Here is a 10892-nt window from a genome sequence, read left to right as displayed (position 1 = left end):
TTACGCTTTCGTATTTTCATCTTTACCACGAAAAGTCCCCCTTCGGGGGATTTAGGGGGCTGCATCCAAAAATTAATAATAAGTATTTGTTTAAAAAAGAGTTAAGAAAATGTCATAGCAAGTTTGTGAATAATTCGGGTTAGGGAGTATCCTATCATGCCGATTCATAGATCGAATCAGAACCGCAGGGTGTATTCTACCGAAAAAGGCCGTCTCTGCCCTTCCTGCGGACAACCCGCCGCATCATGTGGCTGCGGGAAAATACCTGTGAACCCTCAAGGGGATGGCATCGTTCGAGTGCGGAGGGATGTAAAAGGCCGCGGAGGGAAAACCGTTACTACAGTTTCCGGGTTTCCGCTTGATGAATCGGGCATTCGCGAACTGGCTTCGCAATTCAAACGCCGTCTCGGAACGGGAGGGACGGTGAAGGGTGGAGTCATGGAAATTCAGGGAGATTATTCCGGTGTACTCATTACTGAACTCACCAAACTGGGATTTACCGTAAAACGGGCCGGAGGCTGAGATCGGCTGAACAACTGCTGTAAAATCAGGGAAATCCTTTCACACGATTTTACCGGCAACTCTTTTCTTTTTATCGGTACATTTCGATGAAATCATAAGGAAGGCAAACCACATTGGAAAAAAATTATGAACTCGGCATCTACCGGGAACCCGGATATGCTCCTCTTTTCGAAAGCGGGCACGACTGGATGGCGGCGGCCTATAACGGCTGCCCCTTTGTCGGTTATATCGAACGTCACAACACGAGCGACGAGGCATTCGTACTTATGGCCGGAAGAGCGATCATGCTGGTGGGAGACAGCGGGCCGGACGGCGGCTCGGTGAAACCGGTGGAGCTCGAGCTTTTCCAGGCGATCAATATAAAGAAGTCTGTCTGGCACAGCGTTCTTTCCTCTCACGATGCACGGATTCTCATAGTGGAGAACCGTGATGTCAGCGAGCAAAACTCCGATTACTGGACTTGCCCGGACACCTTTCTTTCCTCGCTTTCCCTGCATGATATATACTATGATACATGAGGGAAAAACATATCCGGGCGGGTAGATCCTGAAACGAGTTCAGGATGACACGTATCATGCCGAACGTGTTGCCGCTTCGCGGGAACGATGAAACCATTTCGGCATCTTGCGCGATAAATACGTCATGCATAGCAACAGGAGCATCTTTCTTCCATGAATTCAAGCACGTTTCATCAAATTCGATCATGGTTTCTTTACTATGTGGAGGGGTTCCTGGGAGAAAACGGCAACCCTGACTCCCCTATACCTATGAAACTGATTCACTCAAGAAAGGTTTCGGAAATCTGCCGGTCTCTTTCGGAAGAGCTTGACTGGGGCAGCGAAGATCGCCTCACAGCAGCGGCTCTCGGTCTCCTTCATGATGTCGGGCGATTTTCCCAGTTCGCCGAGTATGGAACGTTTGTCGATGCCGATTCGGTGGATCACGGAGCACAGGGATGCGCTGCGGTAAAAGAATCCGGGGTGCTTTCGCCCTGCTCCGAAACAACCCGCAGTCAGATCCTGGATGGCATCCTCTTCCACAACAGGAGAACGATTCCTTCAGTGGTAAACCCTGATTCCCTGCCTTTTGTAAAACTGGTCCGTGACGCCGACAAGCTCGATATCTACCGCATCATCCGTGAAAGAATCGGAAAAAACAACCTTGGCGATCACCTGAAAGAAGCCCTCTGGATCCAGGCTGAGGGACCGGTCAATCCCCTGGCCCTCGATGAAATCTTAAACCGTCAGACCGTATCGAGCGAGAACATCCGCTCAGTAGTGGATTTCACCCTGATGCAGATGTCCTGGGTATTCGACATCAATTATCCGCCCGCCAGGCAGCGCATCCATGAGGATGGCGTGCTGAATCTGCTCGCCTCCACGCTCCCGGATGAAAAGGAAATACAAGAAATCGCGGAATTTATTTTGAAGCAGGTAGAATAAAAAAAATAGCTCAACGTCCAAAGCCCAAAATCCAAAGTCCCCTAGTCACAAAAGGAGCGCACAATGACCCGGCGGCGGTTTTCTTTCAGGTTCGTGTTATCGTCGATTTTCATTCTGGCGGTTTTTTTTCTGAAACCGGCAGACGGTATCTCACAGGAATCCTGCAAAGACACCCGCCTGGATATGCTCCGTGATCCCGACCATTACGACCTGAAGCTGGAGTCGGTGAAATCCCTCTCCCAGTGGGAGGCGCGAAAGAAACTCCTGCGCGAGACCGTTCTCCTCCGGGCGGGTCTCTGGCCGGAACCGGAGAGAACGCCGCTGAACGCCAAAGTGTTCGATGAGCGTAAAGGGGACGGCTTCACAGTCGCCAAGGTTTATTTCGAGAGCCTCCCCGGTTTCCTGGTGACCGGAAACCTGTACCACCCTACCAGGGGAACTCCCCCCTATCCGGCGGTCATCACCCCGCACGGGCACTGGCAGTACGGCCGCCTGCAGAATTCGGTCGACTGCTCCATTCCGGGACGGTGCATGGATTTCGCACGCATGGGATTCGTGGCGCTCAGCCTGGACATGGTGGGATTCGGGGATTCCATGCAGCTCCCTCATAATCCGGGATCGAGCCGCGCCCGTCTCTCCGCCGATGTTCCCCTTCCATACGAAAAGCGGCTGTTCTGGGGGGATTTCGATTTCCCGGAGGCCGAGCTTTACGGATTCACCCTGGGCGGCCTGCAGCTCTGGAACAACATCCGGGGGCTGGATTTTCTGACCGGCCTTTCTGAGGTCGACCCTTCGCGCATCGGCTGCACCGGCGAATCGGGCGGGGCGACCCAGACCATTCTTCTCATGACCGCGGACGAGCGCATCAAGGTTGCCGCGCCGGTGAATATCGTCGGAGCGAAGAAACAGCCCGGCTGCCGCTGCGAAAACATGCCGGGGCTGTGGCTGGACACCTCCACGGTCGAGCTCTGCGCGGCGTTTGCCCCGAAACCTCTTCTCCTCATGTCCGCCACCGAGGACCCCTGGACCAACAGCACCCCCACCCGTGAGTATCCTATCCTCAGGAAGTACTATTCCCTCTATAACGCCGAAGACATGATAAAAAACGTCCATATCCCGGGCGGCCATAACTACAACGCCCGGACCCGCGCGGCGGTTTACGACTGGTTCTGCCGCCATCTGAAAAGCCCGTTCCCGCCTATCGCGGTGCCGGTTTCCGTTCCTCCCGAGGTAAAAGCGCTCGGCGACCTGCGGGTATTCCCCGATTTCCTGCTCCCGGAGAGCGCCATCTCCGGCCTCGATGTGATCAAAAACTGGAAAGCCGCTTCCGAGAAACAGTTTACAGCCATGCTCCCCAAATCGCTCGCCGAACTGGCCGGTTTCGTAAAAACCTTCCGTGAGAAGCTGGCCCTCGCCCTGGCGGTGGACATTCCTTCCCCGGAAGAGATTGCATCCCGTCCCGGCGAGGTGAAAAACCTCCGGTCTGCCACCTTCCGCACTGTCACCCTCTCCCGCAAGGGCAGGGGGGACTGCGTTATCCTTGAATCGCTGAATTCCGGCAATCTTTCCGCCGGGAACATCCTGCTCGTACTCCCCGAATCTGCGGGCGGATTCCTTTCCCCTGACGGCAGTGAAATTCAGCCCTGGGTGCAGGTTCTTCTGAAAAAAGGCTACCGGGTCTGGCGGGTGCGCGGGTTTGCCTCCGGGCTTTCCTCCATCCCCCCGAAGGTCTACGATTCCTGGAGCTGGTCGCCCGCCTACAACCGTGACAACCGCCTGAACGCCATCCAGGACATTGTTACCGCCCTGACATTTATCACCTCCACCTATCCGCAGCGTCCGCTCACAGTCGCCGGTTTCGGGGCCTCTGGCCTCGCCGCCGCGTTCGCCAGCGCTGTCTTCGGCCGCGCCGATAAAGTAGTCGCCGACCTGAACGGCGCCGATCCCGGCTATGACCGCGAGCTGCTCTCCATCTTCCCCGCGGCCGAGATAAAACGGGTCGGAGACCTCCGAACCGCGGCGCTCCTTCTCATGCAGAAACAGCTCGTTCTCTGTAATCCGGGCGCGACGTTCGATATGGGGTGGTATGAGAAGATGGGAAAGACGGTGGGGGCAGAAGGGAAGTTTATGATGAAAAATGGTATAACAACGGAGGCGATACCTGAGCTATTCTGATCGTAATGACCCTTCAAATCCGATTGACAAATTCAACAATTTGGATTATCGGAGCCGTCTCGAAAGAGAATGTGCAAAACTGAATCCTGAAGAAGAAAAAGCCCTGGCAGAGGAAGGCTTTTCTTCAGAGGCAGCGTTATGGCCGGAATATTGAGCGGCGGCATTTTTTAAAATAAAAAAGCTTGCAGAAAATTCTCAAATACGAACGTTATCGCAACAATTTCCCACCTCTCACCTGATGTAGTAGACTATATTGTTGAAGGTTTAAATGAAATTATAGGGGGTTAAAACATGACGACATATTTTACTGCGTTTCTTTTCAAAATAGATGCCGAAACGGTTTCATCGTTCCCGCGAAGCGGCAACAAGTTCGGCATGACACGTGTCATCCTGAACTCGTTTCAGGATCTAAACACGTAAAACATGCGTATTTATTTATGTTGTCATGTATAAAAAAAATATCAGATAGTTGTGTAAAATCGATTTTCACAAGCACGCAGTGTCCGTTTGGGGGAAGAAGATGCATGATTCCGTTTTCCTGACTCGAGTCGTTCTTCGGAACTATAAAAGCTTCGCCGCCTGTTCCGTCAAACTCGGTCCCTTAACATTTCTCGTAGGACCGAACGGCGCAGGAAAAAGTAATTTTCTCGATGCGCTCCGAATTATAGCGGAATCGCTTAATATGAGTCTGGAACATGCGCTTCGGGACCGTGGCGGCATCAATGAGGTTCGCCGCCGTTCTTCCGGCCATCCAACTAATTTTGGGATCCGCCTCGAATTCACGATAACGGAAAACAGTACGGGATGGTTCGCATTTAGTGTCGGAGCAATGAAAAAAGGGGGATTTGAAGTTCAAGACGAAGAATGCCATGTTTTCGGGTCAGAATTAAACAATCACAACTTTTACCGTGTACAAGAAGGCAGACTCATTGAATCCAGTGAGAGGGTTATGCCCCCTGTAGCTTCTGATCGACTTTATCTTGTTGCTGCAGCGGGCCTTCCCGGATTTCGTGAAGTATACGATGCTCTCTCCCATATGGGATTTTACAATTTCAATCCGGTTAATATCAGGGAATTACAGCCCCCTGACACGGGTATTCTCTTGGGCCGAGACGGGCAGAATATTGCAAGTGTTTTGAACCTTATGGAAAGAGAAAATAAAGAAGCCTACGGCAAGGTGATGGAATTTCTTTCAAAAATTGTGACCGGTGTTCGGGGTGTTACGGTTAAACATATGGGCAAGAAAGAAACACTCGAATTTCGTCAGGTCGTGGGGACTAATAGAACACCGTGGCGTTTTCCCGCTGAAAATATGTCCGACGGAACGCTCCGCGCCCTTGGCGTTCTGACAGCCTTGTATCAATCTTTTGGTGAGGGTGAACGTCGTATTCCGTTCGTCGGGATTGAGGAGCCGGAAGTTGCAGTGCACCCCGGAGCCGCAGGTGTTCTTCGTGACGCACTCATCGCAGCCTCCAGGAATGTTCAGATTGGAGTGACCAGCCACAGCCCGGATATTCTCGATGACAAAGACATAAGCGATGACTGGATTCTCGGAGTCGTAAACGAAAACGGCGATACAAAAATAGGGCCTATTGATCCTTCCAGTCGAAGCGCGATTAAAGATCGACTCTATACTGCAGGTGAATTGTTGCGTTTTAATCAACTTAGCCCGGATACGAAGAAGATTAAAAAAATATCTCCCGCGCAACTTGAGCTTTTTGGCGGGATACCGAAATGAACGAGATTCGAATTGCTGCAATCGTCGAAGGATATGGTGATGTAGAAGCCGTACCCTTGCTTATCCGGCGAATCACCGGGGAAATAGATCCCGCGATAACCATAGATATCCACTCATTAAGAGTACCTGCGTGTAAATTGATAAAAACAGGTGAATTGGAAAGAACCGTCGAACTGGCGGCCCGTAAACTTGGCGGCGATGGCGGTATTTTGATCTTGATAGATTGTGACTGGGATGGCGGATGCCCAAAGACTGATGCGCATGCATTACTTAACCGCGCTCGTTCTACCCGTTCAGATATGCTGATCTCGGTCGTTCTCGCATACAAGGAATACGAGGCATGGTTCATCGCCGCCGCCGAATCGCTGAGGGGTAAAAGGGGATTGTCCGAAACATTGACATCAGTGGACAACCCGGAACAAATTCGAGGCGCGAAAGAATGGCTCAGTCATCAAATGCCGTCAAACCATTCATATTCTGAAACTCTCGATCAGCCTGCTCTCACCGCTTTGTTTGACATGCAGTCAGCGCGGAGGGCAAATTCTTTCGATAAGTGCTACCGGGAAATCGTGTTTATGATAAATAGACTGAAGGCTGATCTTGATTGAAATATTTTAGCCAGCCATATTTTTAAAAGGCTTGTGAAAAAGTTGGTTTTTTTATCATGTAGATCCTGAAACGAGTTCAGGATGACGTCATGCCGAACTTGTTTCGGCATCTATCAATTGAACAGGGTTCTTCACACGCCTTTTAGGGGAAAATCAATGTATTCGTACCGGCAAATGATCATAAAGTGTCTAGTTATCTTTGTTTGCACCACCCCCCTCCACGCCTCCGTCCTCCTCCCCTCCTTCCTCGGCCACCACATGGTGATCCAGCGGAATGCAGAGTACCCGGTCTGGGGCTGGGCCGATCCTGGGGAAAAGGTGACAGTGACTTTCCACGGGCAAAAACTCTCCGCGGCGGCCGGTGCCGACAGCCTCTGGAAGGTGAGCCTCAAGCCAATGAGCGCGGGCGGGCCGTACGAGATGACGGTCAAGGGGAAGAATGCCGTTACACTCTACAATATTCTCATCGGCGATGTGTGGGTCTTGTCGGGGCAGTCCAACATGCAGTGGCCGGTGAAATACTCGGCCAACCCGGAGGCGGAGATCGCCGCCGGGAACCATCCAAAAATCCGGCTGTTCACGGTGAAGAAAACCGCTGCTGCCGATCCGCTCGCTGATTGCATCGGCCAGTGGCAGGAATGCACCTTCCATTCTGTTGGCGAGTTTTCGGGAGTGGGCTACTATTTCGGGAGAGAACTGGAGAAGACTCTCAATATCCCCATCGGCCTGGTGCTGGCCGCCTGGGGCGGCACGAACATCCCCACATGGATGAGCCGCACGGCGCTTGCCGCCGACCCGGAGACGAAGTATCTCTTGAGCGGCTGGGAGAAGATCATCGACGACAAGCCCGGGGAGATGCTTCTCCACTACGAGGCGGTGTCCGGCTGGTTCGAGTACTGTTTCGTGCAGATGAGCCGGAGACAGTCCTACGGCGACATTCCCGCAACGCCCAAAGGATTCGACAGGTCGCTCTGGGCGCCAGGCTGGCTCTATAACGCCATGGTGGCCCCGCTCACCCGATTCCCGGTCACAGGCGCGGTCTGGTATCAGGGGGAGGGCGATTCCGGGCGCGGCTACATGTACCGGACGCTGCTCAAAACCCTGATAAACGACTGGCGCGCTCAATGGAAAAAAGCTGATTTGCCGTTCATCGTGGTGCAGCTCGCCAATGTAAACAACCCGGACAAGGAGCCGGTGGACAACGGCTGGGCTGAGACCCGGGAGGCCCAGCTCATGGCGCTCTCGCTCCCTAAAACCGGCCTGTCGGTCACCCTTGACCTGGGAGTGGCGGAGGATGTCCATTACAAGAATAAGCAGGAGGCCGGAAGACGGACCGCCCTGGCCGCGCTTAAGGCAGCATACGGCCGCGATATCGTTTACTCCGGGCCGCTCTACAAATCCATGACGGCGGAGGGTGGAAAAATCCGCCTGCGCTTCGACTGCATCGGGAGCGGGCTTGCTGCACGCAGCAACGAGCCGCTCAAGGGGTTCGCCATCGCCGGGGCCGACCGCAAGTTCGTCTGGGCCGATGCGAAAATCGATGGGAACGAAGTGTTTGTCTGGAGCGACAAGGTTACAGAGCCGGCGGCGGTGCGCTATGCCTGGAGCAGCAACCCCGTCTGCAATCTCTATAATAAGGAAGGCCTGCCCGCTTCGTCGTTCCGCACCGACGATTGGCCGGGCGCGACATTTGGAAAGAAGTAGAAAATCATGGACAGACTCTCCCTAATGACGTAAATTCATACCTTACAGCAAACCGTTTTTTTTCACCCATCATAACCGGGAGGCAGGAAATGAAGATGATGGCTGCGGCATGCGCGGCGGGTCTTTTGACCGCTGTTTTGACCACTGGCATGACGGCTTTTGCACAGGACAAGGAACCCAATGTGGTGAACGCCCTTGAGGGACGGACCCCTTCGGATGCTGTCGTGCTCTTTAACGGCAAGGACCTTTCCGAATGGGTGCAGCCGGACGGCAAACCGGCGGCCTGGACTGCAGGCGATGGCTCATTCACCGTGAAAAAAGGCAGCGGCATCATGACCAAAAAGGAATTCGGCGACATGCAGCTTCACATCGAATTTGCCACTCCTTTTCCGCCCAAGGGCGAGGGACAGGACCGCGGCAACAGCGGCGTTTACCTCCAGGGAATCTATGAGGTGCAGGTGCTGGACTCTTTCGGCAATAAAACCTATATCGACGGCATGGTCGGGGCGATTTACAAACAGTATCCGCCCCTCGTGAACGCTTCGAGGCCCTCCGGAATATGGCAGACCTACGACATCATCTTCCATGCGCCGAAATTCGATTCCGCCAAAAAGGTTACCCAAAAGGCGCGGGTTACCATCCTCCACAACGGCGTGCTCATCCAGGACAATGTGGAGATCGGCTCCACTCCGGGCGGCCCACGGAGTGCAGAAGCCCCGCGCGGCCCGATTTTCCTGCAGGACCACAATCATCCGGTGAAATTCAGGAATGTCTGGATGAGAGAACTGTAAAAAAATATCCCTCTGCCTGCGGCATCCCCCTTATTAAGGGGGACTTAAGGTGGTTCTTTCCCCCCTTAATAAGGGGGGGATTAAGGGGGGATTGTAACTTCAGGGGAAACAAACTACATGGCATTTCGGATTCCCGGATTTATCCGGGGGATTGGCGGGCATTATAAAATCTTTCTCGGTATCGGGATCGGTATATGTATTACTTTTCTGGGATACGGCGGGATTCATTACTCTTCGACCGATCGGTTCTGTTTCCTTTGCCATGCTCATCCACAATCGGTGATTTCCTGGAAAAAATCGACCCACTACAAGAATAAGACAGGGATGGTGGTGCATTGCGCCGAATGCCATCTTCCTTCCGGAGGAGTAAGCTATCTGACTGAAAAGACCCGGCTGGGTGTTCGGGATGTGTACAGCTACTATTTCAAGGATGTAAAAAAAATCAACTGGGAGGCGAAATCAACTCTGCAGCACGCCTCCACCTATACCTACGACAGCTCCTGCCTTGAATGCCATCCTGACCTTTACAGCCTCGACCTGACCCCGAAGGGCGTCAAAGCGCATGAATACTATATGCGGACAAGTGACAAAATCCGCTGCATCAACTGCCATCTCGATGTCGGACATTTCCGTGAGAAGCCGACCGAAGCCATGGAGGTTCCGACTGAAGGGGAAAAAAGCAAGCGTCCTATATATCCTCCCGATACCGGTAAATTTGAAAACTATAGTGAGATTATGTCCGGCTCCGATGTGACCTTCAACATGATCGCCATCCCCGGGGGAACGTTCCTCATGGGCAGCCCCGATTCGGAACAGGGCCGCCGTACCGATGAGGGTCCTCCATGCCGGGTAAAACTGAGCCGCTTCTGGATGGGAGAAGCCGAGGTATCCTGGCGGGAGTTCGATGTCTACTACTCCCGAACATCAACCGGGAAGAAAACGGAGGGATCACAGACCGCATCGGCTGATTCGGTACGGTTCGATGCGGTTACCGGCCCGACCCCGCCTTACGGCGCTCCCGACCAGGGGTGGGGAAAGGGTTCACGGCCGGCTTTCACCATGACCTGGTTTGCCGCAGCGAAGTACTGCGAATGGCTTTCGGAAGTTACCGGCAGGAAATACCGTCTTCCCACCGAGGCGGAATGGGAATACGCCTGCCGTGCCGGAAAACCGGGCGCTTACTCTTTTCCCGCCGATATGGGGAAACTCTCCCGTAAGTCTCTGAAAAACCGCCTGTTCGGTATCGACGACAGCTCTGTTCGTAAATATGCCTGGTTCAGGAGCAACAGTGAGCTGGAAACCCAGCCGCCTTATACGAACGAGCCAAATCCCTGGGGCCTTTACAATATGCTGGGAAATGTCCGGGAATTCTGCCTGGACTGGTATTCCCCGGATACCTACAAAGAGAATGCCTCAGAAAGCCTCATGGTCAATCCCAGAGGCCCCGCTTCGGGAAATGATCATGTCGTTCGCGGCGGCTCCTACGCGAGCAGCCCGGAAGACCTCCGCTCGGCTGCCCGCGACCGCACCGACCATGACGCCTGGATGGTAACCGACCCTCAGTCGCCCAAAAGCATCTGGTGGTATTCGGATTCGAAGGAGGTGGGCTTACGGGTGGTGCGGGAGGTGGAAATAGATAGATAATAAAAAGATTCTTTTTAGACAGGATTTACAAGATGAACCGGCAAAAAGTAATTTTTACATTATTTTCTGTTGTTTTTAACCCTCACCCCCTGTCCCCCTCTCCTAGTCCGGAGAGGGGGTAACTCTCAGCGTGACATGTCTTTACCCTCTCCTAATTAGGAGAGGGTGGCCGACGGCGGGGTGAGGTTTCGACAGAACTGAAAGCTTTGTAACACTTTTTACCGGATCATCTTACAAGATTTTACAAGATTTTACTTCTTGTTTTTTT

10 protein-coding genes are annotated in these 10892 nt (G+C 53.2%); all 10 read left to right on the top strand.

Going from position 1 to position 10892, the window contains the following annotated elements; genetic code table 11:
- The first annotated feature begins 156 nt into the window (after nt 1-156).
- The 10 genes from Q8O92_13655 to Q8O92_13610 all read left to right on the top strand — a co-directional run bounded on the left by Q8O92_13655 (nt 157) and on the right by Q8O92_13610 (nt 10624).
- Nucleotides 157-522, top strand: coding sequence for a translation initiation factor Sui1 (locus Q8O92_13655; GenBank protein ID MDP2984360.1), 366 nt, complete (start codon nt 157-159; stop codon nt 520-522).
- A 113-nt stretch (nt 523-635) separates the two neighbouring features.
- Nucleotides 636-1040 (top strand): hypothetical protein, encoded by a 405-nt coding sequence (locus Q8O92_13650; protein ID MDP2984359.1) that lies wholly within the window; start codon nt 636-638, stop codon nt 1038-1040.
- A gap of 153 nt (nt 1041-1193) precedes the next feature.
- Complete coding sequence (locus Q8O92_13645) at nt 1194-1964, top strand: HD domain-containing protein (GenBank protein MDP2984358.1); 771 nt, start codon at nt 1194-1196, stop codon at nt 1962-1964.
- Between the two features lie 63 nt (nt 1965-2027).
- Nucleotides 2028-4139, top strand: a complete 2112-nt coding sequence (locus tag Q8O92_13640; GenBank protein ID MDP2984357.1) for a hypothetical protein — start codon at nt 2028-2030, stop codon at nt 4137-4139.
- Nucleotides 4140-4430: 291 nt separating this feature from the next.
- The gene (locus Q8O92_13635; protein MDP2984356.1) at nt 4431-4559 is read left to right on the top strand and encodes a hypothetical protein; all 129 of its coding nucleotides are present in this window, start codon (nt 4431-4433) and stop codon (nt 4557-4559) included.
- A gap of 100 nt (nt 4560-4659) precedes the next feature.
- The gene (locus Q8O92_13630; protein MDP2984355.1) at nt 4660-5877 is read left to right on the top strand and encodes an AAA family ATPase; all 1218 of its coding nucleotides are present in this window, start codon (nt 4660-4662) and stop codon (nt 5875-5877) included.
- Nucleotides 5874-6485, top strand: coding sequence for a DUF4276 family protein (locus tag Q8O92_13625; GenBank protein MDP2984354.1), 612 nt, complete (start codon nt 5874-5876; stop codon nt 6483-6485). Before Q8O92_13630 ends, Q8O92_13625 begins: the two co-directional genes overlap by 4 nt.
- A 156-nt stretch (nt 6486-6641) precedes the next feature.
- The gene (locus Q8O92_13620; protein ID MDP2984353.1) at nt 6642-8189 is read left to right on the top strand and encodes a sialate O-acetylesterase; all 1548 of its coding nucleotides are present in this window, start codon (nt 6642-6644) and stop codon (nt 8187-8189) included.
- Between the two features lie 89 nt (nt 8190-8278).
- Entirely contained in the window at nt 8279-8980 is a 702-nt protein-coding gene (locus Q8O92_13615) for a DUF1080 domain-containing protein (GenBank protein ID MDP2984352.1), read from the top strand.
- A gap of 117 nt (nt 8981-9097) precedes the next feature.
- Complete coding sequence (locus Q8O92_13610; GenBank protein MDP2984351.1) at nt 9098-10624, top strand: SUMF1/EgtB/PvdO family nonheme iron enzyme; 1527 nt, start codon at nt 9098-9100, stop codon at nt 10622-10624.
- The last annotated feature ends 268 nt before the right edge of the window (nt 10625-10892 follow it).

The organism is Candidatus Latescibacter sp., assembly GCA_030692375.1.
Classification (GTDB): Bacteria; Latescibacterota; Latescibacteria; order Latescibacterales; family Latescibacteraceae; genus JAUYCD01.
Note: the sequence above shows the minus strand (reverse complement) of the source record. Positions and strands in the feature narration are given on the sequence as shown.

Bases quoted from the DNA above. Each gene is read 5' to 3' on its own strand.
- Q8O92_13655 (MDP2984360.1), top strand. From the start codon at position 157: ATGCCGATTCATAGATCGAATCAGAACCGCAGGGTGTATTCTACCGAA.
- Q8O92_13645 (MDP2984358.1), top strand. From the start codon at position 1,194: ATGAATTCAAGCACGTTTCATCAAATTCGATCATGGTTTCTTTACTAT.
- Q8O92_13640 (MDP2984357.1), top strand. From the start codon at position 2,028: ATGACCCGGCGGCGGTTTTCTTTCAGGTTCGTGTTATCGTCGATTTTC.
- Q8O92_13635 (MDP2984356.1), top strand. From the start codon at position 4,431: ATGACGACATATTTTACTGCGTTTCTTTTCAAAATAGATGCCGAAACG.
- Q8O92_13630 (MDP2984355.1), top strand. From the start codon at position 4,660: ATGCATGATTCCGTTTTCCTGACTCGAGTCGTTCTTCGGAACTATAAA.
- Q8O92_13625 (MDP2984354.1), top strand. From the start codon at position 5,874: ATGAACGAGATTCGAATTGCTGCAATCGTCGAAGGATATGGTGATGTA.
- Q8O92_13620 (MDP2984353.1), top strand. From the start codon at position 6,642: ATGTATTCGTACCGGCAAATGATCATAAAGTGTCTAGTTATCTTTGTT.
- Q8O92_13615 (MDP2984352.1), top strand. From the start codon at position 8,279: ATGAAGATGATGGCTGCGGCATGCGCGGCGGGTCTTTTGACCGCTGTT.
- Q8O92_13610 (MDP2984351.1), top strand. From the start codon at position 9,098: ATGGCATTTCGGATTCCCGGATTTATCCGGGGGATTGGCGGGCATTAT.